This window comes from Marinomonas flavescens, from assembly GCF_004352835.1.
Classification (GTDB): Bacteria; Pseudomonadota; Gammaproteobacteria; order Pseudomonadales; family Marinomonadaceae; genus Marinomonas; species Marinomonas flavescens.
The window spans coordinates 26,599-50,488 of the sequence record NZ_SJSB01000016.1 but is presented as its reverse complement, the minus strand read 5'-3'; the positions used below and the strand labels follow the sequence as shown (position 1 = coordinate 50,488).

Sequence of the window (23,890 nt, the reverse complement as noted above, 5' to 3'; positions counted from 1 at the left end):
GTAAAAACTGTCTCGTTTTTATTATAAAGTTTTAATGTCGAAGCCTAACGCTTCTAATTCCGCACGTTTCGAGGTGGATGTCACCACCGCCACGTTTTCGTTTTCTTTGTTTAGGTAGCTTTTCGTTACCGCTTTTAATTGCTCAATGGTCACTGCCAAAATACGCGCTCGGAACGCTTCGCGATAAGCTAAAGAACGACCATGCAATTGAACATAGAAATCACTCTGCGCTTCGCCTGCTGGCGAGCCAGGTTTATCCATTGAACCAATAACGCCTAATATAGCTTCTTCCAACGCATCGCCTGTATGGTTTTCCGTTAGCATCCACTCAATGGAAGCATCGAAGTCAGCCAAGGTTTCTGTTAAACGAGGGTCACGGTATGAATAGAAACGGAAGGCACCATTAGTACCATCGAAGCTGGCACCACCGCCGTAAGCACCACCCTGTTCACGAATCACACGATGTAGGAAACCATTACGTAAGAAGCCGCCCAATACCGTTAATGCGGCCACATCTGGGTGTTCGCCAGAGACCGTTTTATATGCCTTACTACAGAAGCTTACTTGCGTCGCGGTTAACCACGCCGTATTGACCTTGCTATCCACTGCTGGCAACACAAATGCGCTTGATGACATACCGTGCGGTAAGTCTGCAAACACCGGTTGTACAGCATCTAAAATGCTGGCTTCGTGCTGAGGTTCAGCCACCAGCAACATCTGCTTAGGCGCCGCCAGTAATTTAGCGTGCAAGCGAGAGAATACAGCAAATAAGTCTTTTACCGCCGCATCATCTGCCTTCATTGCATCGTCTAAAGCAATCGCCTTGCGAATACCTGTCATGCCGCCCCACTGCTCTTGTTGAGCGGACAATCCTGATATACCACTCGACGCAGCGGTCATAGCAAGAGAATGCCCCTGACCTGTAACCGATTGCTCACGACGCGAACGACGCTGTGCCACCAACTCTTTTACACGACTGATTTCGTCAAAGCGAACATTCAGCATAGTGTCTTTTAGTAATTCACTCATTGCCACAACATTCGGCACCAAGGCTTTAGACGACAACACGAAATACGCACTCACATTTTGACGATCTTGAATGCTAGCGCGAATCGAGCTCGACGCCCCCAAACCACCACACACTTGAGCTTGGCGCTCTTGGATCGCAAGATAATCTTGCTCACCCACACCTAGCTCTGTGAATAACGAGGAAAATAATGGCAAATAACTTGTTTCTTCTTCGTCCAGTTCCGGCAAATCAATCACTAGCTGCTGGTAGACTAAACCGTTCGTGCCCTGTGGATAAAACGTCACAGGTAACTCGCCTGTTTTCTGATGATGTTCATATTCAGGCAAACGCGCAGGCACATCTTCAAGGCCAACTTTTGGCAAGATGCTCATGTCATCCACTTGTGATTGACGCACTTTCAATGCTTCGCTACGGGCAATGATTTCTGCTTTTTCTTCGTCAGACAAGGCCGCTTTGATTTTGCTTAAACGGTCTTTTTCTGACTGATTACGGCGCATTTCTAGGGCATCATCAGGGCTCAATGTAATTGTCACGCGATGCGCATTAGACAACAACAAGGTTTGAATCAAATTCGGAATGTAGTCTTTATCCTGCACTTTCTCGCGCATGCTTTCGATCACAGGGTCCAGATCCAATTGCGCAATCACATCACCAGAATGAACCGCGGTTGATAAGCCGGCTAGAATAAGCTGTAACCCGTATGGGTAACTACCGCCACCGACTTCACGCTGACTTAATTCTAGCTGATGCAGCATGGCATCGACCATGTCTTGTGGAATACCATTGTTGGCGATGTCTTCAAGGGTCGATAGGATCAATGCTTCCACTTGAGCGGTGTTTTCACGCTTCACGCCTTCTAGACCACACATGAAACTCATTTCTTTATTGCTGTCTTCAAGGCCACACAAAGGCGATGGAGCACGACCTAGCTCGCTACTTTCAAGCACCCTGCGTAATGGTGATGCACTGTTGTCCAACAGCACACTCGATAGCAATTCTGCTTCGAACTGCTGCGCAAGATCGATACTCTCACCCAACAACCAACCAACGACCACATGGCTGCCGTCTTCTTTGACTTCATCAGCGGCGTAACCTTCTTCCACACGAACCGGAGAGAAGTAACGTTTGACATTTGGTACGCTGACTTGTGTGGCCAAGCGTTCAAAACGGCTCAGAACTTTATCTTCGAATTCCGCTTGCAGTGTTTCTGCAGGGATATCCCCAAAGGTCATAAAGACCGCATTGGATGGATGGTAATGGGTGCGGTAAAAAGCCAATAGATCATCATAAGAAAGATCAGGGATGTCCGTTGGCTCACCACCAGAATTAAAGTGGTAAGTATTGTCTGGGAATAGGTATTTGGTCAGTGTCTGCCACAATACAGAGGTGGTCGAACTCATCGCCCCCTTCATTTCATTGAAGACCACACCTTTGTAGGTTAGCTCAGACTCTGGATTGGTTGGTTCAGCGAACTCAAGACGATGGCCTTCTTGAGAGAAATCCAGCTCATCCAAACGCGAGAAAAACACCGCATCCAAATACACACCAAGCAGGTTATGAAAATCTTTTTTGTTCTTGCTGGCAAACGGATATGCCGTCCAGTCTGATGATGTAAAAGCGTTCATGAAAGTATTCAAAGAACGACGGATCATCATAAAGAAGGGATCGCGAACAGGAAAACGTTCAGAGCCGCACAATACAGTGTGCTCTAGAATATGTGCCACACCACAAGAATCGGTTGGAACCGTTTTCAATCCGACCAAGAAAACGTTTTCGTCATTCTCTGATGCGATATGAAAATGTTTAGCGCCTGTAACTGTGTGCTCGAACTCTTGAACAGTAACGTTTAGAGCGTCGATGAACTCGCTGCGAAGAAAAGTAAACGCAGGATGATGTGCGGTGCTATTAGTCATTCTCTACCTCTAGTGAATTAGAATACGGTGATTGGAATGTTTTGGGGCAGCCTAATGGAACTCAAGACCGCAAAGTGCCGGAATTATAACAAATTTGTGAGTTTTACTGCACGAATAAACCGTGATGCTTTCGTGGTGGTTATGTGAAACTTTAGCGTTTTTGGATTTTTTCCCAGTTTTCAAGGCGTGCTTTTTCGCTTTTTTTGAAAAGCACATACACGGCACCCAAACCACCATGATAACGCTGCGCACTGTGGAAGGCCATGACACTGTCTAAATCACGCAACCACTTATTAATGTAACTTTTGATCATCGCTTGGTTGTCTGGGTTTGGCGTGCGATCGCCCTTACCATGAACAATAATCGCCACACGAATGTCATTCCGCATGCAATCTTCAACAAACTGATAAACCAGTTCGCGCGCTTGAGCGACGGTTCTCTGGTGCAGATCCAAACGAGACTCGATGCCGTATTTCCCCTGACGCAGACGCTTAAACACGCCGTCTTGCACACCAGAACGCTTATACTCTAACACATCGTTTGGTTCGACTTTTTCAACGTAGTCGTGCGACAAGTGATTGCTGTCGGCTTCTTTCGCCATAATAGCCGCACGTTTACGCGCTTGAAAATCCACCGGCGCACCTTTCTTACCAAGATACACTTCGCTTTTTTCTAAAGGCTGAATGCCTGCAACTTCTTGAGCAAACAAAGATGCTTCATCGTCATCGTTCACTGTTCCAACCTCTTCCCTTGTGCTGTGCCTTTGAAGCACCTAGCTATGCGTCAAAAAGCAACAAGTATACCGATAAATCCCCGCTAGATATCGCCTCGATTCAAACAAAATTTGCTGAGATCAATGGCAGTGTATTGACAGAGGTAGAGTGTTTACTCTACCCTGCTAGGTAGAATAAACACTCTACTCTTTAGGAAAGCTACTTTGAAACAACAAATCGCAGCCAGCCTTGAGCTTGCCTTTAGCCAATATGGCTTTGCTGAGCCAAATGTGGATAAACTGAAAACAGCCTGCAACGTCAGTTTGCGCACTCTGTATAAACACTACCCGTCGAAAGAAGCCATGGTCGTCGCCGCGCTAGCGTATCGCCACCAGCGCTACCTTACTTACCTTGATAGTGCGCTATCATCCAATGCTGAACAGGCACTATTCGATATATTTCAACGCCTTGAGGTATGGATGGCAGAAAACGCCCCTCATGGCTGTTTGTCGATGAATGCCGTTGCCGCTTTTCCCGACAACGCGCTGATTAATAAAGCCGTCAAGGAACACAAAGAGGAAGTTCGTCAGTTCTTAGCTGAAAAAAGCCAAAGATTAGACTTAATCAATCCTTTGTTCTTGTTACATGAAGGTATTTCCAGTGCGTGGCCTATTTTAGGCGCAAAAGCGGTCGTTGCTGCTCAAACCACACTGTCCATACTTATGAATACGACTCAAACATCTCACTAAAAGGCCAACCACTATGACATCCACTATTCCAAGCTCTATTCCAGACACAATGAGTGGCATCGTCCTGACCGGACATGGCGACACAGACAAATTACACTACCGCGATGATTTACCTATCCCCATTCTGAGCAACCAAGACGTGTTGATTCGCGTTGCTGCAGCAGGCGTCAATAATACGGATCTTAATACTCGATTAGCGTGGTATTCAAAAAAAGAAGCCGATAGTACTGACGCCAGCTGGTCAGGTCAGGCTTTGTCGTTTCCTCTTATTCAAGGGGCAGATGTCTGCGGCATCATAGTGGCCGTTGGCAGCAAGGTTAATCCAAAACGTATTGGAGAGCGTGTTCTTATCGAGCCCTGTCTGCAAGAAGCCAACGGTGAAACACTCAATCCGCCAGGCTATTTCGGCTCAGAGTGTAATGGTGGTTTTGCGCAATATACCAAGGTGGCAGACAGGCACGCTTACGCTATTCAAAGTGACTTATCAGATTCTGAACTGGCATCCTTTCCGTGCTCCTATTCAACTGCAGAAAATATGCTCAGCCGAGCTAATGTCTGCGCTCAAGATCGCGTCTTAATTTCCGGCGCATCGGGTGGTGTGGGCTCTGCGGCGGTGCAATTAGCAAAAGCGCGTGGCGCTCATGTGATTGCCATTACCAGCGCTAGTAAACGCCAAGCCTTGACCGATATAGGCGCAGACCAAGTTGTTACTCGTGAAGATGATCTAGTGTCTGTATTGGGGGAAAATAGCGTCGATGTGGTGATTGATCTTGTTGCCGGTGAGCAATGGCCGACCTTCTTACAAGTGCTAAGCCCAGGTGGTCGCTATGCCGTTTCTGGTGCTATTGGCGGGGCATTCGTTGAGCTGGATGTGAGAACCTTGTATTTAAAAGATTTGAGTTTATTTGGCTGCACCGTCTTAGCGCCGAACGTATTTCAAAACTTGATTCACTACCTTGAGCAAGGAAAAATAAAACCACTGGTGGCGAAAACTTACTCACTAAAAGAGATCGTTCAGGCACAAGAAGCGTTTCAGAAAAAAAACCATTTAGGGAAAATAGTACTGACGGTTGCCACGCGTTAATGCGTACTTATAATCTTTAATTATGCGCCCTATAAAAACAAAAAAGCCCCTATAAAAGGGGCTTTGACGCTAACACAATGCTTTTAGATACAAACAATATTTTCTGCTTGTGGACCTTTTTGGCCTTGTGTCACGGTAAATTCTACACGTTGGCCTTCAGCCAATGTTTTGAATCCATCACTAACAATTGCGCTGAAATGAGCGAAAACGTCAGGACCAGATTCTTGTTCGATGAAACCGAAACCTTTAGTTTCGTTAAACCATTTTACTGTACCAGTTGTTGTAGACATAATAGATATCCTAGAAATTAATAAAAGTGTGCCCAAAATAAGGCGATTAAGCATGAAGAAAACTGATATTTAACTGAGGATAACGCGATGAATTATTACTAATAACAACGTGGTACGTACAATAAACAGGTCTTTCTTTCAAACTAGTATTAACAAGTGGACTAAAAAGCCCACTAATTAAAAAATTTAGATACAAACAATATTTTCTGCTTGTGGGCCTTTTTGGCCTTGTGTAACAGTAAATTCTACACGTTGACCTTCAGCCAATGTTTTGAATCCATCACTAACAATTGCGCTGAAATGAGCGAAAACGTCAGGACCAGATTCTTGTTCGATGAAACCGAAACCTTTAGTTTCGTTAAACCATTTTACTGTACCAGTTGTTGTAGACATAATAGATATCCTAGATATTAATAAAGTTAAGTTGTGCCTATAAAATTAGGCGATTGAGTATCAAGAAAACAAATATTTAACTGAGGATAACGCGAAGAATTATTACTAATAACAACGAGGTACGTACAAATAAACAGGGCTTTCTATTGACCCACTGAAATTACAATAACATCAAGCGAGACTATATAGCAAGTTTTATCTAAAACCTTCGCCAGAGTAAATAGCTAACAACTCAAAATAAGCGTTAAAACCTACCCTAGAATACACTTAATACCGAAATAATTAATTCTCATACATAACATGCAATTTATTACCGTCTAAATCCCGACAATAGGCACCAAAATAATTAGGGCGATAGCGATAACCTGGCGCGCCCTCATCGGTTCCACCACACGCTAATGCGGTACGATAAAATGCCTCGACTTCGTCATTATTCGACGCCTGAAACGTCACTTGCACACCATTACCGATTGTCGCCTGCTGTTTATTGAATGGCGTCAGCACCCAAAAGCAACTCGCACCGCCAACCACACCGTAACCTACTTCTCCATCAACCGTCATCGTTCTGACCATGTTAAGTGTTCTTAACACCGCATCGTAAAAGGCACTCGCCTTAGTGAGATCGTTCGTTCCGAGCGTGACACCTAAAAGCATGACTTAATCCTAAGTTTGAAAATGGCGATATGATACAAAAAAGTCCCTATAAAGGGACTTTCGAGTTAACTCTAGACTTTATGCATTCAGATATTTAGAAAGGAATATCGTCATCGAAGTCGTCAAAGTTTGGCGCTTGCTGAGGCTTTGGTTCAGGTGCTGGAGCACGCTGAGGAGCAGGAGCGGCTTGCTGTGGCGCACGTTGCTGCGGAGCAGCTTGTTGCGCAGGTGCTTGTTGTGGTGCATTACCCCAACTACCAAAAGATTGTGGCTGAGCCTGCGGCGCAGCTTGTTGGGGCGCTTGCTGAGCAGGTGCTTGGTTATAGCCACCTTGCTGTGGCTGATTAAAACCTTGCTGTGGTGCTTGCTGAGCGGGTGCTTGGTTGTAACCACCTTGCTGAGGCGCTTGGTTGTTACTATAACCACCTTGCGAACCTGAATCATAACCGCCTTGCTGGCCGCCATTGCTGTTATCACCACGGCCATCAAGTAACTGCATTTCGTTTGCTACGATTTCTGTTGTGTAACGTTTGATGCCGTCTTTTTCCCACTCACGCGTACGTAAAGAACCTTCTACGTAAACTTTTGAGCCTTTTTTGATAAAGTCACCCGCAATCTGACCTAAGCGGAAATTACCGCGGTCCATGAAGGCAACCCGGTGCCATTCAGTACGTTCTTGCATTTGTCCAGTTTGCTTATCGCGCCAGCTTTCTGATGTCGCGATATTTACATTTGCAACCGCTGCACCCGATGGCATAAAACGCACTTCGGCATCATTGCCAGCGTTACCAATTAAGATAACCTTGTTAATTCCACGTGCCATGACGCTCTCCAACTAAATAATTCATTATCATCTTTAAAGGTTTACTTGCGGCGCAAGGCGCTGCAATGTCTCTTTATCGAGTATTTTTTTGTCTACTTTAAGATAAGCTGTGCGCTCATCTATGAAAATCTGCATATCTTCCACGCCTTCCACATGGGAAAGCTGGTCTGCAAACAGTTTTATAGCCGCATCATCGCCTTCTGGTAGGCTAAATGCCATGCTGCTCAGTTGTTGTATTGTAGGCTGGTATAAGCAAACTATCGACCACAACAGCAATACTAATCCGACGACAAGAAATAAACTGTTGCTGGAAGAGTACTGTAATAGCCAACCACCACCAACGCCTCCGATAAAGGAACCTAAAAACTGATGGGTAGAAAAAACCCCCATAGCAGTTCCACGATAACCAACTGGGGCTAACTTACTAATTAAAGAAGGTAATGTTGCTTCTAGGGTATTAAAACCGACGAAATAAGCCCATAAAAGAAGTCCAAAAGCCCATAAATAGGGAGCCCATTGCAACAACAAAGTACTAAAGCCCAACAATACAACAACACCGAACACCACTTCTTTCATTTTACCTTTAGCTTCGGCAATTATTACCAATGGTACCATACCAACAAAAGCAAAACCCATGATCGCCAGATACAACCAGCTATGGTGAGCCAAAGGAAGGCCAAATCGAGTGATTAGTAAGTGAGGCACAGTGACAAATAATGCCGTGAGACTTGAATGCAGTAACAAGACGCTAATATTTAAAAAGCGCAACTTACTATCTTTAAGTACTTTTCCTAAGGCTATAGCACTGGGCGTCGTATCTCGACGGAAAGTATGCTGAACCACGTTTGGCACCATGAAGAGTACTAACGCGATACCTAGGAAAGAAAAACCGAAGGATAAGTAAAACAGCCCTGACAAACCAATAAGATCGAATATCCAGGGGCCCAATACCAACGACAGCATGAAAGAGGCACCGATACTGATACCAACGGTGGCCATTGCCTTAGTTCGGTTTTGCTCCCGAGTGACATCACTCAGCAATGCCATTAATGTACTGGCAATGGCGCCAGCGCCCTGCACGGCTCGACCGATAATGAGAACACTAATATCGGTCGCGTTGGCGCAAATCAAACTCCCCAAAGCAAACAATAATAAGCCAATAACAATCACACGCTTACGACCGATACGATCCGACCACATTCCCATCGGGATTTGTAGACAAGCTTGAGTGAAACCGTAGATACCAATTGCGGTACCAATTAAGGCAGCATCCGACCCTGTTAAGCCATCGGCGGCTACACTAATAACCGGCATAATAAGGAAAAGACCTAGCATTCTAAATAAATACACTGATGCTAGTGCGAGAACAGAACGACGTTCGAGTACATCCATAAGGAGATTACAACCACTCAACTTAGGGTTTAAAAAAGAAAGATGCCTATTTTACCTAAAATATCGTTGAAGCTCTATTTCAAGTACTGTAAAAATAGACAGTTATTCCACCAACAATAACGATGTTAATTTCTGTAGCTAAAAAACTATTTGGAGACTCATGGATACCATCACCATACGCGGAGCTCGCACCCACAATCTTAAGAATGTGGACTTAGACATCCCCAGAGACAAACTAGTGGTGATCACAGGACTGTCAGGTTCGGGTAAATCTTCTCTCGCCTTCGATACACTATATGCAGAAGGCCAACGACGCTATGTAGAATCCCTTTCGACATATGCTCGTCAATTTTTATCCATGATGGAAAAGCCAGATATAGATCATATCGAAGGACTTTCCCCAGCCATATCTATTGAACAGAAATCTACATCACATAACCCGCGCTCAACAGTCGGAACTATCACAGAGATTTATGATTACCTCCGCCTCTTATTTGCACGAGCAGGTCAACCACGCTGTCCTGATCATGGCGAACCTCTTGAAGCGCAGACCATATCACAAATGGTTGACAAGATAATCTCCCTACCTGAGGAAACTAAAATGATGTTGCTCGCACCGATCGTAAAGGATCGTAAAGGTGAGCACCTTCATATTCTTAGTGACTTGTTATCTAAGGGATTTATTCGCGCACGCATTGATGGAATCGTTGTCGATTTAGACGATGCTCCAGCTTTAGAAAAGAATAAGAAACATACTATCGAAGTTGTCATTGATCGATTTAAAGTTCGTAGCGACCTTAAATTACGTCTAGCTGAGTCCTTTGAAACCTGTCTGGCTCTGTCAGACGGCATCGCTAAAGTTCTCAATATGGACGACGACAAGGACATTCACATTTTCTCAAGTAAATTTGCTTGCCCGGTTTGTGGCTACAGCTTAACGGAGCTTGAGCCTCGTTTATTCTCATTTAATAACCCGAATGGAGCATGCCAGACCTGTGACGGCTTAGGCACTCATCAACTATTTGATCCAGATCGCATCATTCAAGACGGCACATTAACCCTTGCTGAAGGCGCCATTCGCGGCTGGGGACGACGCAGTATTTTTTACTACCAGCAATTGACAGCATTAGCAAAGCACTATGGCTTTGATGTAGAAGCTAAATTTAAAGACATTCCAATAGAATTTCAAAATAAAATTCTAAAAGGCTCAGGCAAAGATAAAATAGATTTTGTTTACATCAATGAACGCGGTGACAAAATGATTCGATCTCATGCCTTTGAGGGTGTATTACCGAACCTTCAGCGTCGTTATCATGAGACAGAGTCTGACAGTGTTAGAGAAGACTTGTCCCAATACATTAGTACTCAGTCGTGCCCAGACTGTCATGGCTCACGACTTAATCGCTCAGCAAGAAACGTATTTATTAATGAACAGACCTTGCCTGAAATAGTGACTTACCCAATTGCCGAATGCCTTCATTATTTTGAAGCACTGGAACTTCCTGGCGCACGCGGTGAAATCGCGTCAAAAATTCTCAAAGAAATTTGCGATCGATTGACCTTCTTAGTTAATGTGGGATTGGATTACTTAACCCTAGACCGAAAAGCCGACTCCTTATCAGGAGGCGAAGCCCAACGTATTCGCCTAGCGAGTCAAATTGGCGCTGGATTAGTTGGGGTTATGTATATACTTGATGAGCCTTCTATCGGGCTTCACCAACGAGATAATGAGCGTTTGATTGAAACGCTTACTCGCTTACGAGACCTTGGTAATACCGTCATTGTCGTGGAACATGATGAAGATGCGATTCGTGTCGCTGATTTTGTCGTCGACATTGGCCCTGGTGCCGGCATTCATGGTGGCGAAGTGATTGTTAGTGGCACACCACAAGATGTGATGGATTGCGAGAACTCAGTAACCGGTCAATTCTTGACCGGCAAACGTAAAATTGAAATACCTTCCACCAGAAACAAAGCAAAAAATGGACAATCACTAAACTTGATTGGTGCAACAGGAAACAACCTAAACAACGTGGATCTAAAAATTCCCGTCGGTATCATGACCTGTGTCACCGGCGTGTCTGGCTCAGGTAAATCAACTCTGATAAACGGCACCCTATATCCATTGGCATCAACCGCATTAAATGGTGCAACCACCCTGAAAGCGGCGCCCCATGATCGTATTGAAGGGTTAGATCTGTTCGATAAATGCGTAGATATAAACCAAAGCCCCATTGGTAGAACACCACGTTCTAATCCAGCAACTTACACAGGCATCTTCACGCCGATGCGAGAGTTGTTTGCAGCCACTCAAGAAGCGCGTTCCCGCGGCTATAAGCCAGGGCGTTTTAGCTTTAACGTGAAAGGTGGTCGTTGTGAAGCCTGCCAAGGCGACGGAGTGATAAAGGTTGAAATGCATTTCTTACCGGATGTCTATGTTCCTTGTGACATCTGTAAGGGGAAACGTTATAACCGTGAAACGCTCGAAATTCATTATAAAAACAAAAATATTCATCAATGTTTAGATATGACCATTGAAGATGCCAGAGACTTTTTCGATGCCGTTCCCTCTATTGCACGTAAACTGCAAACCTTGATTGATGTTGGCCTAGGCTATATAAAGCTAGGACAAGCCGCGACAACGCTATCTGGTGGTGAAGCACAACGTGTGAAGCTAGCAAAAGAACTGTCTAAGCGCGATACAGGTCAGACCTTATATATCCTTGATGAACCAACCACCGGATTGCATTTTGCCGATATAGAGCAGCTTCTGAAGGTATTACATCGCTTACGAGATCACGGCAATACCGTTGTCGTCATTGAACATAATCTAGATGTGATAAAAACGGCTGACTGGGTTGTAGATCTTGGACCAGAAGGCGGCAGCGGCGGTGGCTATATCATTGCAGAAGGGACACCAGAAGAGGTAGCAGAATCAACCCGCTCTCATACCGGTCGCTTCTTAAAAGGAATGCTAGCCGAGAAAAATAAACAATGAAGCATTAACCCCATAATTCATTGAACAAAAAAGCGGCTATGCCGCTTTTTTACACAAATTTCAGACACAAAAAAAGCCGAGCTATAAGCTCGGCTTTTTTGTTACAAACTGATATTACTCAGCTGCTTCCGCAACTGGTCGATCGACCAATTCAACGTAAGCCATAGGTGCATTGTCACCTGAACGGAATCCACATTTTAAAATGCGAATGTAACCGCCAGGACGAGCTTGGTAACGAGGACCAAGTTCTGTGAACAATTTACCTACTGCATCTTTGCTACGAGTACGAGCAAAGGCAAGGCGACGATTCGCAACGGAATCTTCTTTCGCCAGGGTAATCAAAGGCTCTGCAACACGGCGAAGTTCTTTGGCTTTCGGCAACGTAGTTTTAATAACTTCGTGCTCGAACAAAGAAGCAGCCATATTTTTAAACATCGCTTTACGATGAGAGCTAGTACGGTTTAAGTGACGACCACTCTTACGATGACGCATTTTATATTCCTTACCAAACTACGGTGGTCAGGGAACAATGACCTAGCGAGCTAGTACCTTGCTATCGTCTTTCAAACTAGCCGGTGGCCAGTTCTCTAAACGCATTCCCAAAGACAAACCACGCTGTGCTAAAACATCTTTGATTTCAGTTAACGACTTTTTACCTAGGTTAGGCGTCTTAAGAAGCTCAACCTCAGTACGTTGAATCAAATCACCGATGTAATAAATGTTCTCTGCTTTCAAACAATTAGCACTGCGAACGGTTAACTCAAGATCATCAACCGGGCGTAGCAAAATTGGATCAATCTCATCCTCTTCTTCCACAACAGGCGCTTCGCTTTCGCTTTCAAGGGCGACAAAGACAGCGATTTGCTGTTGTAAAATAGTCGCTGCGCGACGGATAGCTTCTTCAGGGTCAATCGTACCATTTGACTCGATATCTAAAACTAGCTTATCAAGATCAGTACGTTGCTCAACTCGAGCATTATCAACACTGTAGGCTACACGACGAACAGGGCTGAACGAGGCATCCAGTTGCAAGCGACCAATAGGACGAGTCTCATCGTCGCTAGCAACACGAGCGTCAGCAGGCTCATAACCGCGACCACGAGCCACTTTGATCTGCATAGAAAGTTCAGCAGTATCGTCCAAGTGGGCAAGTACATGGTCTGGGTTAGCGATCTCTGCATCAGCAACTAACTGAATATCACCAGCTGTTACGATACCAGGACCTTTTTTACTTAAAGTAAGAGTTGCTTCATCTTGCCCGTGTAGAGCGATCGCAACTCCTTTCAGGTTAAGAAGAATTTCAATGACATCTTCTTTAACCCCTTCAATTGCGCTGTATTCATGCAATACACCGTCGATTTCAACTTCAACAATTGCACAACCAGGCATTGAAGACAATAGAATACGACGCAACGCATTACCTAAAGTATGACCAAAACCACGTTCTAGTGGTTGTAATGTAACTTTAGCTCGCGTTTTGCCTAATTCTTGAACTTCAATGTTGCGTGGGGTTAACAATTCGCTCACTGAACGCTGCATAGATCCACCTATTTCTTAATCCTAATCACCAACTTACTTAGAGTAAAGTTCGACAATTAGGTTCTCATTAATTTCAGCTGATAAATCGGCACGTTCTGGAACAGCTTTATAAGTTGCTTCCAGTTTAGTTGTATCAACTTCGATCCAATGGATCGATGTGCGATTTTTAGATAGCTCTAGTGCGCTTTGAATACGCAATTGCTTCTTAGCTTTTTCACGGATAGACACAACATCACCAGCTTGAACTTGGTAAGATGGAATGTTAACCGTAGCGCCATTTACTAGAATGCCTTTATGGCCTACTAGTTGACGAGCTTCCGCACGTGTAGAACCAAAACCTGCGCGGTAAACAACGTTATCTAAACGTGATTCCAAAAGTTGCAAAAGGTTCTCACCAGTCGCGCCTTTTAGACGAGCAGCAGATTTGTAGTAATTACTAAATTGTTTCTCAAGAACACCGTACATACGGCGAACTTTTTGTTTCTCACGTAATTGTAAGCCGTAATCAGAAAGACGACTGCGACGTGCACCGTGCACACCAGGAACCGTATCTGCTTTACATTTTGACTCAAGAGCGCGTGAACCGCTCTTCAATTGCAAGTCGGTGCCTTCACGACGAGACAATTTACAAGTTGGACCTATATAACGAGCCATGTATCTGTCTCCTCAGTTAAACGCGACGTTTCTTAGGTGGACGACAACCGTTGTGCGGGATTGGCGTCACATCTGTGATGTTATTAATACGCAAGCCCAATGCATTCAATGCACGAACTGCGGACTCACGACCAGGACCAGGGCCCTTAATCATTACGTCGACGTTTTTAAGGCCAAATTCTTGTGCGACAGTACCGGCACGTTCCGCTGCTACTTGAGCTGCGAATGGTGTACTTTTACGAGATCCGCGAAAACCAGAACCACCTGCAGTAGCCCAAGACAAAGCGTTGCCTTGGCGATCGGTGATAGTCACGATAGTGTTGTTAAATGATGCATGTACATGAGCAACACCATCAACAACCGTCTTTTTGACTTTTTTCTTGGTATTGCGCGTAGCTGGCTTAGCCATATTGCACTTTCCTATTTAATGCTCAGCTCTTGCTGTCTTAGCAGCTAGAGCGAAACGCGTTTATATTACTTACGAATAGGCTTACGAGGGCCTTTCCGTGTACGAGCGTTCGTTTTGGTACGTTGACCACGAACAGGTAGGCTGCGGCGATGACGAATACCACGATTACAGCCAAGATCCATCAGACGTTTAATAGACATGCTGACTTCACGGCGTAGATCACCCTCTACAGTATACTTAGCAACTTCACCACGAAGTTCATCAAGAATATCATCACTTAATGAACCGATTTTCGTAGTTTCTGCAACACCTGACGCGGCGCAAATTGCGCGCGAACGAGTGCGACCAATTCCGAAGATGTAAGTCAGAGAAATGACCGCATGTTTATTGTCAGGAATATTGACACCGGCTATACGAGCCATTCAATTTACTCCGTTGTTATGGATGATTAATCATCACTTTGCTTTCATGAGGGCGGCTGATTATGCCTATCTTTAGGCCATAAATCAACCACCCTTCCCTATCATTGAGCTAACTCGCAATTAACCTTGACGCTGTTTGTGACGAGGCTCAGAGCAAATCACTCGAACTGCACCGTTACGACGAACGATTTTACAGTTACGACAGATTTTTTTTACAGATGCACGTACTTTCATGTTCAACTCCAACCTATGCTATCGCATTAGGCCATTTTGACCATAACCAGTCAGATTAGACTTCTTCATTAACGACTCGTATTGATGACTCATCAAATGACTTTGAACTTGGGACATAAAGTCCATGACAACAACAACGATGATTAACAACGAAGTACCGCCAAAGTAGAATGGAACATTCCACGCAACAACAAAGAACTGAGGCATCAGAGACACTAGAGTGATGTATAAAGCACCAAACAATGTCAAACGGGTCATTACACCATCAATATATCGAGCTGTATGATCGCCTGGACGAATACCCGGTAAAAAAGCACCGGATTTTTTTAAATTATCTGCCACATCTTTAGGGTTGAACACTAGCGCTGTATAAAAGAAGCAAAAGAAAACGATTGCTATCGAAAACAACAACACATAGAGAGGTTGCCCAGGAGCGAGAGCCAAAGAAATATTTTGCAACCATTCCATTCCTTTGCCTTGACCAAACCATTGACCGATCGAAGCAGGGAACAAAAGGATACTTGAAGCAAATATAGGTGGGATAACACCCGCCATATTCACTTTAAGTGGCAAATGACTCTTTTGTGCAGCAAACACTTTATTGCCTTGCTGACGTTTAGCATAATTAACCGTAATACGACGCTGACCACGTTCGATGAAAACAACGAGCGCGATAGTTGCCACGGCAATAATACCAATCAACAATAAGGCAAGAATATTAATATCGCCTTGACGAGCCGACTCAAATGAACGGCCTAGAGCAGAAGGTAAGCCAGCAACAATACCGGAGAAAATGATAATAGAAATACCATTACCAATCCCTTTCTCTGTCACTTGTTCGCCAAGCCACATCAAGAAAACCGTTCCAGCAACTAGAGTAACTACAGCAACGCCATAAAACTCAATACCATTACTAAACGAAATACCCTGACTGGCCAAACCGACTGCCATGGAGGCAGACTGAACAAGTGCCAAAAGAACAGTACCGTAGCGAGTGTACTGAGTTATCTTGCGACGACCCGCTTCACCCTCTTTCTTCAACTGCTCTAGTTGCGGACTCACAACCGTTAATAACTGCATAATAATAGAGGCAGAAATATAGGGCAGAATACCAAGCGCAAAAATACTCATACGCTCGAGCGCGCCCCCTGAGAATACGTTAAATAAACTCAGAATTGTGCCTTCATTTTGGTTAAACAGGGCAGACAATCTATCAGGGTTAATACCCGGGACAGGAATGTGTGCACCAATTCGGTATACAATAATTGCTATGAAAACGAAACGAATACGCGACCAAAGTTCGCTTAATCCGTTTTGCATTCCAGCTGGTAGTGAGCCACGCTTTGCCATCTATTCCTCGACTTTTCCGCCAGCAGCTTCAATAGCGGCACGAGCACCTTTAGTCACTTTAAGACCACGAACAGTAATTGCTTTGTCGATAGAACCTGACAAAATTACACGAGCTGTCTTAATTTGATGACCAAGAATGTCGGCGCTTTTAAGAGCTGCCAAATCTACAACTTCAGCATTTACAGCAGTAAGTTCGTTTAAACGAACTTCAGCAACATACTTTGCTTGACGTGAAGTAAAACCAAATTTTGGCAGACGACGCTGCAAAGGCATTTGACCACCTTCAAAACCAGGTTTTACTGAGCCACCAGAACGAGATTTAAGACCTTTATGGCCTCGTCCGCCGGTTTTGCCCAAGCCGCTACCAATACCGCGACCAACACGTTTAGGAGCATGTTTGCTACCCTCAGCAGGACTAAGTGTATTTAAGAACATGTTATTCCCCTACCACTTTTACCATGTAATAAACTTTATTAACCATACCACGTACTGATGGAGTATCTTCCAACTCACGTGTTTGGCCAACTTTACGCAAACCCAAGCCTTTAACAGTTTCACGGTGCTTTGGAAGACGACCGATCGGGCTGCGGGTTAGTTGAACTGTGATGGTATTATTCGCCATAACACATTACCCCAAAATTTGATCGACTGACTTACCGCGTTTAGCCGCGATTTGCTCAGGTGCTTTCATATCTTGCAAACCTTTAATCGTAGCGCGAACTACGTTTACTGGGTTTGTAGATCCGTAACATTTTGCCAAAACGTTGTGAACGCCTGCAATTTCTAGAACTGCACGCATTGCACCGCCGGCGATGATACCAGTACCTTGAGAAGCAGGTTGCATGTAGACTTTAGAAGCCCCATGCACTGCTTTAATAGGATACTGTAACGTATCACCATCAAGTCTTACTGAAACCATGTTGCGACGAGCTTGTTCCATCGCTTTTTGGATAGCTTGAGGGACTTCACGCGCTTTACCGCGACCGAAGCCAACCTTACCTTTTCCATCACCTACGACTGTCAAAGCTGTGAAAGAGAAGATACGACCACCCTTTACAACTTTAGCAACGCGGTTTACTTGAACTAGCTTCTCTTGGAGGTCGCTAGTTTGTTGATCGTTAACTGCCATTTGCTACCCCTTTAGAACTCTAGACCGGCTTCACGAGCTGCGTCAGCAAGAGCTTGAACGCGGCCATGGTATTTGAAGCCAGAACGGTCAAAAGCGACCGAAGTGACACCTGCTTCTTTAGCGCGTGTAGCAATCAAAGTACCGACTTGTTTAGCCGCTTCTTTGTTGCCAGTCGCTGTAGCACGTAGATTTTCTTCTAGAGTAGAAGCGCTTGCTAGCACTTTGCTACCACATGAAGAAATCACTTGAGCATACATATGACGTGGTGTGCGATGTACAGTAAGACGATTCGCACCTAGTTCACGAATATGTAGGCGTGCACGGCGTGCACGACGAATTCGAGATTGTTTCTTAGTGTTCATGAATGCTTACCTACTTCTTCTTAGCTTCTTTACGACGAACATTTTCGTCAGCATAGCGAACACCCTTGCCTTTATAAGGCTCTGGTGGACGGAAACCGCGAACTTCTGCAGCGACCTGGCCAACGGCTTGTTTATCAACACCCCTGATCACAATCTCTGTCTGTGAAGTACATTCAGCTGTAATGCCTTCAGGTAGTTCATAGTCTACTGGGTGAGAAAAACCCAAAGACAGGTTAAGTACTTTACCTTTTAGGGCAGCACGATAACCAACACCTTGAAGAAGCAATTTTTTCTCAAAACCTTGGCTTACACCAACAACCATGTTGTTGACCAAAGCGCGAGTTGTACCAGCTAAGGCACGGCTTTGTTTTGCACCATCGCGGGCAGCGAAGGTGATAACATTTTCTTCTTTAGACACTTGTACGCTTGTGTGAACATTAAACTCTAATGAACCTTTGCCGCCTTTAACAACAACAGTTTGGCCATTTAGGGTTAGATCTACACCACTAGGAAGCGTCACGGGACTATTAGCAACTCGAGACATACTAACTCCTAGAATACTGTGCAGATTACTTCACCGCCGATACCAGCAGCGCGAGCTGCACGGTCTGTCATAACACCTTTAGAGGTAGATATGATTGCAACACCAAGGCCTGCTTCTACTTTAGGTAGTGCAGTGTGACCTTTGTATTGACGCAAACTTGGGCGTGATGCGCGTTTAATTTGTTCGATAACCGGCTTACCTTCGTAGTATTTCAACTCGATAGTAAGGGTCGGTTTAATCGCTTCGTCTACAGAAAAGTTACCTACGTAACCTTCTTCTTGTAGAACTGCAGCGACAGATGTCTTCATTTTTGATGAAGGCATGCTCACAGAGGTCTTTGCAGCCATCTGTGCATTACGAATACGTGTAAACATATCCGCAAGGGTATCTTGCATACTCATTAAAGAGCTCCTAATTAAAAACCATTGTGCAGCAAATAGAGCTCGCGCATAGTACACAGCAGCGGACAAGATGTCCAGCTTTTAGACACCCCACCCACTGTCATGTATTATGATCGTGCTCTACTTGCTTACCAACTAGCTTTCTTCAAGCCTGGTACATCACCGCGCATAGCAGCTTCTCGAAGTTTGATTCTTGATAAACCAAACTTACGATAAACACCATGTGGGCGACCCGTTATTTGACAACGGTTACGCTGGCGAGAAGAAGACGAATCGCGTGGAAGCGCTTGAAGTTTCAAGCTAGCTTCCCACTTTTCATCGTCCGATGCATTAACGTCGCTAATGATCGCTTTTAGAGCAGCACGCTTTTCAGCATACTTAGCTACTAATTTGGTGCGTTTTGCTTCGCGTTGAATCATTGAGATCTTTGCCATGATTCCTACCTCTTATTTCTTGAATGGGAAACTAAAGGCGGCTAGCAAAGCACGACCTTCTTCGTCGGTACGAGCAGTCGTCGTAATGGTAATATCCATACCACGTACACGGTCCACTTTATCGTAATCGATTTCAGGGAAGATGATCTGCTCTTTAACGCCCATGCTGTAGTTACCACGACCATCAAAAGACTTAGGATTAAGTCCACGAAAGTCACGAATACGTGGAATAGCTACATCAACCAAACGGTCGAAGAAATCCCACATACGCTCACCACGTAGAGTAACTTTACAACCGATCGGGTAACCGTCACGGATTTTAAAGCCTGCTACTGATTTACGAGCCTTAGTTACTACAACTTTTTGGCCGCTAAGTGCTTCAAGATCGTTTACCGCATTTTCAAGAAGTTTCTTGTCTGCGATAGCTTCACCAACACCCATATTCAATGTGATTTTAGTGATTTTCGGCACTTCCATCACATTCTTGTATGCAAACTCTTCAGTAAGAGCAGATACAACATTATCTTTATAAACTTGCTTAAGTCTCGCCATGGCTATAATTCTCGCTCTTAGGCGTCGATCGCTTCACTGTTTGATTTAAAAATACGTACTTTCGTACCATCTTCATTCAATTTAAAGCCGACGCGATCCGCTTTGTCTGTAGCATTATTATAAATAGCTACGTTAGAAACCTGGATAGGTGCTTCTTTTTCAACGATTCCGCCAGTCGAACCCTTCATAGGGTTTGGCTTTTCGTGCTTCTTCATCATATTGATACCAGAAACAAGAACTCGGCTTTCGTCTACTACTTTAACAACTTTACCGCGTTTGCCTTTATCTTTACCTGCAATCACGATTACTTCGTCGTCACGTTTGATCTTACGCATAAATGTCCCCTTCCCTCTTACAGCACTTCAGGTGCAAGAGAAACAATTTTCATGAACTGCTCAGTTCGCAACTCACGTGTTACAGGGCCAAAGATACGAGTACCAAGTGGCTGTCCTGCAGCATTCAATAGAACCGCTGAGTTTACATCAAAACGGATTACAGAACCATCAGGACGACGAACACCTTTCTTAGTCCTAACGACAACTGCGTTCAGAACTTGCCCTTTCTTAACACGACCACGAGGGATCGCTTCTTTCACTGTGACTTTAATAATGTCACCGATAGCAGCATAACGACGATGTGAGCCACCCAGTACTTTTATACACTGAACACGCTTTGCGCCGCTGTTATCTGCAACATCAAGCATCGATTCTGTTTGAATCATTTCTGCTCTCCAATCAAATTAGATAACAAGTCTCACGAAGGAAAATTGCAGCTTAAATAGCTGCAGTTTTCTCAACAACTTGAACCAGGTTCCAAGTCTTAGACTTAGAGTAAGGACGTGTTTCAACGACCTTAACAGTATCACCGATCTGGCACTCATTGTTTTCATCGTGAGCGTGTAATTTACTTGAACGACGCACATACTTACCGTACAACGGATGTTTTTCCGTACGTTCAACGAGTACTGTAATGGTTTTATCCATTTTGTCGCTGACTACTTTACCAGTAGCTATACGCGGTTTTGTCTCTGCCATCTTAGTTTCCTGCCTTATCATTTAGCACGGTTTTAACACGTGCAATATTGCGGCGGACTTGAGGAAGCAAATGAGTTTGCGTCAGCTGACCAGTGGCCTTCTGCATGCGCAATGTGAATTGCTCACGTAGAAGCTCAATCAAGGTCGTTTGTAGCTCTGCTACAGACTTTTCTTGCAGTTCTTTTGCTATCATCTACATCACCGTACGCGTTACGAAAGTTGTGGACAAAGGAAGTTTAGCAGCAGCCAAAGCAAACGCTTCGCGTGCAAGCTGTTCTGAAACACCCTCAACTTCATAAAGCATCTTGCCAGGTTGAATCTGTGCAACCCAGTATTCTACATTACCCTTACCTTTACCCTGACGAACCTCAAGAGGTTTCTGAGTAATCGGCTTATCAGGGAACACACGAATCCAGATTTTACCACCACGTTTGATGTGACGAGTCATTGCACGACGCGCCGCTTCAATTTGACGAGCGGTAAGACGACCACGTTCTGTGGACTTCAATCCGAATTCACCAAAGCTAACTTGGTTTCCGCGAAGAGCAAGACCGCGGTTACGGCCCTTCATCATCTTGCGGAACTTAGTACGTTTCGGTTGTAACATGACTTACCCCCTACTTAGACTTCTTCTTTTGTGCGCCTTTATCAGCACGCACTTGCTCAATACCGCCCAAGATTTCGCCTTTGAAGATCCACACTTTAACACCAATGATGCCGTAAGTTGTGTTTGCTTCATAAGGAGCGTAGTCAATGTCAGCGCGTAGAGTGTGAAGAGGCACACGGCCTTCTCGATACCACTCAGCACGTGCGATTTCAGCACCGCCTAGACGACCACTAACCTGAACCTTGATACCTTTCGCGCCTGCACGCATAGCGTTTTGTACTGCACGCTTCATCGCACGACGAAACATAACACGACGCTCTAATTGGCTAGCGATGTTTGCTGCAACCAATTTCGCATCCAATTCAGGCTTACGAATTTCTTCGATGTTGATGTGAACAGGAACGCCCATCATCTCAGAAACAGCATTACGCAGTTTCTCAACATCTTCACCTTTCTTACCAATTACAATGCCTGGACGGGCAGTGTAGATAGTAATACGGGCAGTTTGAGCAGGACGCTGAATCTCGATACGAGATACAGAAGCCTGGACCAATTTTTTCTCCAAGAACTTACGAACCTGAAGATCGTTTAGTAATAGCTTAGAATAGTTTTGATTGTTCGCATACCAAGTAGAAGTATGGTCTTTAACAATCCCTAAGCGTATTCCAGTTGGATGAACCTTCTGACCCATTGGGTTTCTCCTAATTAGTCAGCGACTTTAACTGTAATATGGCAACCGCGTTTAAGAATACGGTCAGCACGGCCTTTAGCACGTGGCTTAATACGTTTCAGAGTCATTGCCTCGTCAACATACGCCGTAGAAACACGCAAGTCATCAATATCAGCACCTTCGTTATGCTCAGCGTTAGCTACAGCAGACTCTAGTACTTTTTTGACAATTACTGCCGCCTTCTTAGGACTGAACGCTAAGATGTTCAGTGCTTCGCTAACAGATTTGCCACGGATTTGATCTATAACCAAACGGGCCTTCTGCGCTGAAAGGCGAGCACCTTTTAATGAAGCTTTTACTTCACTCATATTAATACCCCTTGTTACCGTTTGGCTTTCTTGTCCGCAGCATGACCACGATATGTACGGGTCGGAGCGAACTCACCCAATTTATGACCGACCATGTCTTCAGTTACTAGAACTGGAACATGCTGGCGACCATTATGGACAGCGATAGTCAACCCTACAAAATCAGGGAAGATGGTAGAACGGCGTGACCAAGTCTTAATTGGACGGCGTTCATTTTTCTCTACCGCAGCCTCTACCTTTTTCAACAAATGAAGGTCGATGAAAGGACCTTTTTTTAGTGAACGTGGCACAGTCGTTTCCTCTTATTACTTAGTACGACGACGTACAATAAGTTTATCAGTACGCTTGTTGCTGCGTGTTTTGTACCCTTTAGTAGGTACACCCCATGGCGTAACTGGGTGACGACCACCTTTGCTACGACCTTCACCACCACCATGTGGGTGATCAACTGGGTTCATTGCCGAACCGCGAACGGTTGGACGAACACCACGCCAACGCGTAGCACCAGCTTTACCAAGAACTCGCAAGCTATGCTCAGAGTTTGATACTTCACCTAAAGTAGCGCGACATTCAGTCAATACTTTACGCATTTCGCCAGAACGAAGACGAAGCGTTACGTAACGACCTTCACGAGCAACTAGCTGAGCAGAAGTTCCGGCTGAACGCGCAATTTGCGCACCTTTACCAGGCTTAAGCTCGATACAGTGAACCGTACTACCAACTGGAATATTTTGCAGAGGCAAAGTATTACCAGATTTGATAGGCGCATCTGCACCACTAGAAAGAACAGTACCAGCTACCATACCTTTAGAAGCGATAATGTAACGACGCTCACCATCAGCATATCTAACCAATGCTATATTTGCAGAACGGTTTGGATCATATTCCAAACGCTCAACTACCGATGTGATTCCGTCTTTGTTACGACGAAAATCAACCATACGATAATGCTGCTTATGACCACCACCTACGTGACGCGTAGTGATGCGTCCGTTATTGTTACGTCCACCCGATTTGCTTTTTTTCTCTAGCAAAGGTGCATATGGTGCGCCTTTGTGCAAATCGTTGTTGGTAACTTTAACAACGTGACGACGGCCTGCAGACGTTGGCTTACTTTTTACAACAGCCATTGACCTATCTCC

34 protein-coding genes are annotated in these 23,890 nt (G+C 44.7%); 3 read left to right on the top strand and 31 right to left on the bottom strand.

Annotation, left to right across the window (positions count from 1 at the left end; genetic code table 11):
* Window positions 1-21: 21 nt before the first annotated feature.
* Together E0D70_RS14570 and smrA are read right to left on the bottom strand one after the other, a co-directional pair.
* A complete protein-coding gene (locus E0D70_RS14570; RefSeq protein WP_133013011.1) occupies window positions 22-2,943 on the bottom strand; it encodes an insulinase family protein in 2,922 nt (973 codons plus the stop codon).
* A 151-nt stretch (window positions 2,944-3,094) separates the two neighbouring features.
* Entirely contained in the window at window positions 3,095-3,676 is a 582-nt protein-coding gene (smrA, locus tag E0D70_RS14565; protein WP_133013010.1) for a DNA endonuclease SmrA, read from the bottom strand.
* Between the two features lie 204 nt (window positions 3,677-3,880).
* Between smrA and E0D70_RS14560 the strand changes: the two genes are divergently transcribed.
* Together E0D70_RS14560 and E0D70_RS14555 are read left to right on the top strand one after the other, a co-directional pair.
* The gene (locus tag E0D70_RS14560) at window positions 3,881-4,405 is read left to right on the top strand and encodes a TetR/AcrR family transcriptional regulator (protein ID WP_133013009.1); all 525 of its coding nucleotides are present in this window, start codon (window positions 3,881-3,883) and stop codon (window positions 4,403-4,405) included.
* A 13-nt stretch (window positions 4,406-4,418) separates the two neighbouring features.
* Window positions 4,419-5,489, top strand: coding sequence for an alcohol dehydrogenase family protein (locus tag E0D70_RS14555; protein WP_207923277.1), 1,071 nt, complete (start codon window positions 4,419-4,421; stop codon window positions 5,487-5,489).
* A gap of 83 nt (window positions 5,490-5,572) precedes the next feature.
* Here the strand turns inward: E0D70_RS14555 and cspE (E0D70_RS14550) are convergent, their stop codons facing one another.
* The 5 genes from cspE (E0D70_RS14550) to E0D70_RS14530 all read right to left on the bottom strand — a co-directional run bounded on the left by cspE (E0D70_RS14550) (window position 5,573) and on the right by E0D70_RS14530 (window position 9,041).
* Complete coding sequence (gene cspE / locus E0D70_RS14550) at window positions 5,573-5,779, bottom strand: transcription antiterminator/RNA stability regulator CspE (protein ID WP_133013008.1); 207 nt, start codon at window positions 5,777-5,779, stop codon at window positions 5,573-5,575.
* A 186-nt stretch (window positions 5,780-5,965) separates the two neighbouring features.
* The gene (cspE, locus tag E0D70_RS14545) at window positions 5,966-6,172 is read right to left on the bottom strand and encodes a transcription antiterminator/RNA stability regulator CspE (RefSeq protein ID WP_133013008.1); all 207 of its coding nucleotides are present in this window, start codon (window positions 6,170-6,172) and stop codon (window positions 5,966-5,968) included.
* Between the two features lie 282 nt (window positions 6,173-6,454).
* A complete protein-coding gene (locus tag E0D70_RS14540; protein ID WP_133013007.1) occupies window positions 6,455-6,826 on the bottom strand; it encodes a VOC family protein in 372 nt (123 codons plus the stop codon).
* A 94-nt stretch (window positions 6,827-6,920) separates the two neighbouring features.
* Window positions 6,921-7,649 carry a single-stranded DNA-binding protein gene (ssb, locus tag E0D70_RS14535; RefSeq protein WP_133013006.1) on the bottom strand — a complete coding sequence of 243 codons (729 nt, stop codon included), beginning with the start codon at window positions 7,647-7,649 and terminating at the stop codon, window positions 6,921-6,923.
* 33 nt (window positions 7,650-7,682) lie between these two features.
* A complete protein-coding gene (locus E0D70_RS14530) occupies window positions 7,683-9,041 on the bottom strand; it encodes an MFS transporter (RefSeq protein WP_133013005.1) in 1,359 nt (452 codons plus the stop codon).
* A gap of 160 nt (window positions 9,042-9,201) precedes the next feature.
* On the opposite strand from E0D70_RS14530, the gene uvrA reads away from it, so the two are divergent.
* Window positions 9,202-12,039 carry an excinuclease ABC subunit UvrA gene (uvrA, locus tag E0D70_RS14525; RefSeq protein ID WP_133013004.1) on the top strand — a complete coding sequence of 946 codons (2,838 nt, stop codon included), beginning with the start codon at window positions 9,202-9,204 and terminating at the stop codon, window positions 12,037-12,039.
* A gap of 114 nt (window positions 12,040-12,153) precedes the next feature.
* Here uvrA and rplQ read toward each other — a convergent pair whose 3' ends face one another.
* From rplQ to rplB, 24 genes are all read right to left on the bottom strand, one after another.
* Window positions 12,154-12,531, bottom strand: coding sequence for a 50S ribosomal protein L17 (gene rplQ, locus E0D70_RS14520; protein ID WP_133013003.1), 378 nt, complete (start codon window positions 12,529-12,531; stop codon window positions 12,154-12,156).
* 42 nt (window positions 12,532-12,573) lie between these two features.
* Window positions 12,574-13,578, bottom strand: a complete 1,005-nt coding sequence (locus E0D70_RS14515) for a DNA-directed RNA polymerase subunit alpha (RefSeq protein WP_133013002.1) — start codon at window positions 13,576-13,578, stop codon at window positions 12,574-12,576.
* Between the two features lie 33 nt (window positions 13,579-13,611).
* On the bottom strand, window positions 13,612-14,232 hold the full coding sequence (gene rpsD, locus E0D70_RS14510) for a 30S ribosomal protein S4 (protein ID WP_133013001.1): 621 nt from the start codon (window positions 14,230-14,232) through the stop codon (window positions 13,612-13,614).
* A gap of 16 nt (window positions 14,233-14,248) precedes the next feature.
* Window positions 14,249-14,641, bottom strand: coding sequence for a 30S ribosomal protein S11 (rpsK, locus tag E0D70_RS14505; RefSeq protein ID WP_012071913.1), 393 nt, complete (start codon window positions 14,639-14,641; stop codon window positions 14,249-14,251).
* A 65-nt stretch (window positions 14,642-14,706) separates the two neighbouring features.
* Window positions 14,707-15,063, bottom strand: coding sequence for a 30S ribosomal protein S13 (rpsM, locus tag E0D70_RS14500; RefSeq protein ID WP_133004488.1), 357 nt, complete (start codon window positions 15,061-15,063; stop codon window positions 14,707-14,709).
* Between the two features lie 120 nt (window positions 15,064-15,183).
* Complete coding sequence (gene rpmJ / locus E0D70_RS14495) at window positions 15,184-15,297, bottom strand: 50S ribosomal protein L36 (RefSeq protein ID WP_133013000.1); 114 nt, start codon at window positions 15,295-15,297, stop codon at window positions 15,184-15,186.
* An 18-nt stretch (window positions 15,298-15,315) separates the two neighbouring features.
* Window positions 15,316-16,647 carry a preprotein translocase subunit SecY gene (gene secY / locus E0D70_RS14490; protein ID WP_133012999.1) on the bottom strand — a complete coding sequence of 444 codons (1,332 nt, stop codon included), beginning with the start codon at window positions 16,645-16,647 and terminating at the stop codon, window positions 15,316-15,318.
* Complete coding sequence (gene rplO, locus E0D70_RS14485; RefSeq protein ID WP_133012998.1) at window positions 16,648-17,082, bottom strand: 50S ribosomal protein L15; 435 nt, start codon at window positions 17,080-17,082, stop codon at window positions 16,648-16,650. It abuts the gene before it with no gap.
* A 1-nt stretch (window position 17,083) separates the two neighbouring features.
* Window positions 17,084-17,269, bottom strand: coding sequence for a 50S ribosomal protein L30 (rpmD, locus tag E0D70_RS14480; RefSeq protein WP_012071918.1), 186 nt, complete (start codon window positions 17,267-17,269; stop codon window positions 17,084-17,086).
* Between the two features lie 6 nt (window positions 17,270-17,275).
* Complete coding sequence (rpsE, locus tag E0D70_RS14475; RefSeq protein ID WP_133012997.1) at window positions 17,276-17,776, bottom strand: 30S ribosomal protein S5; 501 nt, start codon at window positions 17,774-17,776, stop codon at window positions 17,276-17,278.
* Between the two features lie 11 nt (window positions 17,777-17,787).
* On the bottom strand, window positions 17,788-18,138 hold the full coding sequence (rplR, locus tag E0D70_RS14470) for a 50S ribosomal protein L18 (protein ID WP_133012996.1): 351 nt from the start codon (window positions 18,136-18,138) through the stop codon (window positions 17,788-17,790).
* A 10-nt stretch (window positions 18,139-18,148) separates the two neighbouring features.
* Window positions 18,149-18,682, bottom strand: a complete 534-nt coding sequence (rplF, locus tag E0D70_RS14465; RefSeq protein WP_133012995.1) for a 50S ribosomal protein L6 — start codon at window positions 18,680-18,682, stop codon at window positions 18,149-18,151.
* A gap of 8 nt (window positions 18,683-18,690) precedes the next feature.
* Window positions 18,691-19,083: a 30S ribosomal protein S8 gene (rpsH, locus tag E0D70_RS14460; protein ID WP_133012994.1), complete on the bottom strand. Its 393-nt coding sequence runs from the start codon at window positions 19,081-19,083 to the stop codon at window positions 18,691-18,693.
* 128 nt (window positions 19,084-19,211) lie between these two features.
* The gene (rpsN, locus tag E0D70_RS14455; RefSeq protein WP_036163133.1) at window positions 19,212-19,517 is read right to left on the bottom strand and encodes a 30S ribosomal protein S14; all 306 of its coding nucleotides are present in this window, start codon (window positions 19,515-19,517) and stop codon (window positions 19,212-19,214) included.
* 12 nt (window positions 19,518-19,529) lie between these two features.
* Entirely contained in the window at window positions 19,530-20,069 is a 540-nt protein-coding gene (gene rplE, locus E0D70_RS14450) for a 50S ribosomal protein L5 (RefSeq protein ID WP_133012993.1), read from the bottom strand.
* A 17-nt stretch (window positions 20,070-20,086) separates the two neighbouring features.
* Window positions 20,087-20,404: a 50S ribosomal protein L24 gene (gene rplX, locus E0D70_RS14445; protein ID WP_133012992.1), complete on the bottom strand. Its 318-nt coding sequence runs from the start codon at window positions 20,402-20,404 to the stop codon at window positions 20,087-20,089.
* A 17-nt stretch (window positions 20,405-20,421) separates the two neighbouring features.
* On the bottom strand, window positions 20,422-20,790 hold the full coding sequence (gene rplN / locus E0D70_RS14440; RefSeq protein ID WP_133012991.1) for a 50S ribosomal protein L14: 369 nt from the start codon (window positions 20,788-20,790) through the stop codon (window positions 20,422-20,424).
* Between the two features lie 52 nt (window positions 20,791-20,842).
* Window positions 20,843-21,103 (bottom strand): 30S ribosomal protein S17, encoded by a 261-nt coding sequence (gene rpsQ, locus E0D70_RS14435; protein ID WP_133012990.1) that lies wholly within the window; start codon window positions 21,101-21,103, stop codon window positions 20,843-20,845.
* A 1-nt stretch (window position 21,104) separates the two neighbouring features.
* A complete protein-coding gene (rpmC, locus tag E0D70_RS14430) occupies window positions 21,105-21,296 on the bottom strand; it encodes a 50S ribosomal protein L29 (protein WP_133012989.1) in 192 nt (63 codons plus the stop codon).
* Complete coding sequence (gene rplP, locus E0D70_RS14425) at window positions 21,297-21,710, bottom strand: 50S ribosomal protein L16 (RefSeq protein WP_036163123.1); 414 nt, start codon at window positions 21,708-21,710, stop codon at window positions 21,297-21,299.
* Between the two features lie 10 nt (window positions 21,711-21,720).
* Window positions 21,721-22,401 carry a 30S ribosomal protein S3 gene (gene rpsC / locus E0D70_RS14420; RefSeq protein ID WP_133012988.1) on the bottom strand — a complete coding sequence of 227 codons (681 nt, stop codon included), beginning with the start codon at window positions 22,399-22,401 and terminating at the stop codon, window positions 21,721-21,723.
* Window positions 22,402-22,415: 14 nt separating this feature from the next.
* Window positions 22,416-22,748 carry a 50S ribosomal protein L22 gene (gene rplV / locus E0D70_RS14415; RefSeq protein WP_133012987.1) on the bottom strand — a complete coding sequence of 111 codons (333 nt, stop codon included), beginning with the start codon at window positions 22,746-22,748 and terminating at the stop codon, window positions 22,416-22,418.
* Window positions 22,749-22,762: 14 nt separating this feature from the next.
* Window positions 22,763-23,038 carry a 30S ribosomal protein S19 gene (rpsS, locus tag E0D70_RS14410; RefSeq protein ID WP_115898955.1) on the bottom strand — a complete coding sequence of 92 codons (276 nt, stop codon included), beginning with the start codon at window positions 23,036-23,038 and terminating at the stop codon, window positions 22,763-22,765.
* 15 nt (window positions 23,039-23,053) lie between these two features.
* Window positions 23,054-23,878 carry a 50S ribosomal protein L2 gene (gene rplB, locus E0D70_RS14405; RefSeq protein ID WP_133012986.1) on the bottom strand — a complete coding sequence of 275 codons (825 nt, stop codon included), beginning with the start codon at window positions 23,876-23,878 and terminating at the stop codon, window positions 23,054-23,056.
* Between the last annotated feature and the right edge of the window lie 12 nt (window positions 23,879-23,890).

Bases quoted from the DNA above. Each gene is read 5' to 3' on its own strand.
- E0D70_RS14570 (WP_133013011.1), bottom strand. From the start codon at position 2,943: ATGACTAATAGCACCGCACATCATCCTGCGTTTACTTTTCTTCGCAGC.
- E0D70_RS14555 (WP_207923277.1), top strand. From the start codon at position 4,419: ATGACATCCACTATTCCAAGCTCTATTCCAGACACAATGAGTGGCATC.
- cspE (WP_133013008.1), bottom strand. From the start codon at position 5,779: ATGTCTACAACAACTGGTACAGTAAAATGGTTTAACGAAACTAAAGGT.
- cspE (WP_133013008.1), bottom strand. From the start codon at position 6,172: ATGTCTACAACAACTGGTACAGTAAAATGGTTTAACGAAACTAAAGGT.
- E0D70_RS14540 (WP_133013007.1), bottom strand. From the start codon at position 6,826: ATGCTTTTAGGTGTCACGCTCGGAACGAACGATCTCACTAAGGCGAGT.
- ssb (WP_133013006.1), bottom strand. From the start codon at position 7,649: ATGGCACGTGGAATTAACAAGGTTATCTTAATTGGTAACGCTGGCAAT.
- E0D70_RS14530 (WP_133013005.1), bottom strand. From the start codon at position 9,041: ATGGATGTACTCGAACGTCGTTCTGTTCTCGCACTAGCATCAGTGTAT.
- uvrA (WP_133013004.1), top strand. From the start codon at position 9,202: ATGGATACCATCACCATACGCGGAGCTCGCACCCACAATCTTAAGAAT.
- rplQ (WP_133013003.1), bottom strand. From the start codon at position 12,531: ATGCGTCATCGTAAGAGTGGTCGTCACTTAAACCGTACTAGCTCTCAT.
- E0D70_RS14515 (WP_133013002.1), bottom strand. From the start codon at position 13,578: ATGCAGCGTTCAGTGAGCGAATTGTTAACCCCACGCAACATTGAAGTT.
- rpsD (WP_133013001.1), bottom strand. From the start codon at position 14,232: ATGGCTCGTTATATAGGTCCAACTTGTAAATTGTCTCGTCGTGAAGGC.
- rpsK (WP_012071913.1), bottom strand. From the start codon at position 14,641: ATGGCTAAGCCAGCTACGCGCAATACCAAGAAAAAAGTCAAAAAGACG.
- rpsM (WP_133004488.1), bottom strand. From the start codon at position 15,063: ATGGCTCGTATAGCCGGTGTCAATATTCCTGACAATAAACATGCGGTC.
- rpmJ (WP_133013000.1), bottom strand. From the start codon at position 15,297: ATGAAAGTACGTGCATCTGTAAAAAAAATCTGTCGTAACTGTAAAATC.
- secY (WP_133012999.1), bottom strand. From the start codon at position 16,647: ATGGCAAAGCGTGGCTCACTACCAGCTGGAATGCAAAACGGATTAAGC.
- rplO (WP_133012998.1), bottom strand. From the start codon at position 17,082: ATGTTCTTAAATACACTTAGTCCTGCTGAGGGTAGCAAACATGCTCCT.
- rpmD (WP_012071918.1), bottom strand. From the start codon at position 17,269: ATGGCGAATAATACCATCACAGTTCAACTAACCCGCAGCCCGATCGGT.
- rpsE (WP_133012997.1), bottom strand. From the start codon at position 17,776: ATGGCAGTTAACGATCAACAAACTAGCGACCTCCAAGAGAAGCTAGTT.
- rplR (WP_133012996.1), bottom strand. From the start codon at position 18,138: ATGAACACTAAGAAACAATCTCGAATTCGTCGTGCACGCCGTGCACGC.
- rplF (WP_133012995.1), bottom strand. From the start codon at position 18,682: ATGTCTCGAGTTGCTAATAGTCCCGTGACGCTTCCTAGTGGTGTAGAT.
- rpsH (WP_133012994.1), bottom strand. From the start codon at position 19,083: ATGAGTATGCAAGATACCCTTGCGGATATGTTTACACGTATTCGTAAT.
- rpsN (WP_036163133.1), bottom strand. From the start codon at position 19,517: ATGGCAAAGATCTCAATGATTCAACGCGAAGCAAAACGCACCAAATTA.
- rplE (WP_133012993.1), bottom strand. From the start codon at position 20,069: ATGGCGAGACTTAAGCAAGTTTATAAAGATAATGTTGTATCTGCTCTT.
- rplX (WP_133012992.1), bottom strand. From the start codon at position 20,404: ATGCGTAAGATCAAACGTGACGACGAAGTAATCGTGATTGCAGGTAAA.
- rplN (WP_133012991.1), bottom strand. From the start codon at position 20,790: ATGATTCAAACAGAATCGATGCTTGATGTTGCAGATAACAGCGGCGCA.
- rpsQ (WP_133012990.1), bottom strand. From the start codon at position 21,103: ATGGCAGAGACAAAACCGCGTATAGCTACTGGTAAAGTAGTCAGCGAC.
- rpmC (WP_133012989.1), bottom strand. From the start codon at position 21,296: ATGATAGCAAAAGAACTGCAAGAAAAGTCTGTAGCAGAGCTACAAACG.
- rplP (WP_036163123.1), bottom strand. From the start codon at position 21,710: ATGTTACAACCGAAACGTACTAAGTTCCGCAAGATGATGAAGGGCCGT.
- rpsC (WP_133012988.1), bottom strand. From the start codon at position 22,401: ATGGGTCAGAAGGTTCATCCAACTGGAATACGCTTAGGGATTGTTAAA.
- rplV (WP_133012987.1), bottom strand. From the start codon at position 22,748: ATGAGTGAAGTAAAAGCTTCATTAAAAGGTGCTCGCCTTTCAGCGCAG.
- rplB (WP_133012986.1), bottom strand. From the start codon at position 23,878: ATGGCTGTTGTAAAAAGTAAGCCAACGTCTGCAGGCCGTCGTCACGTT.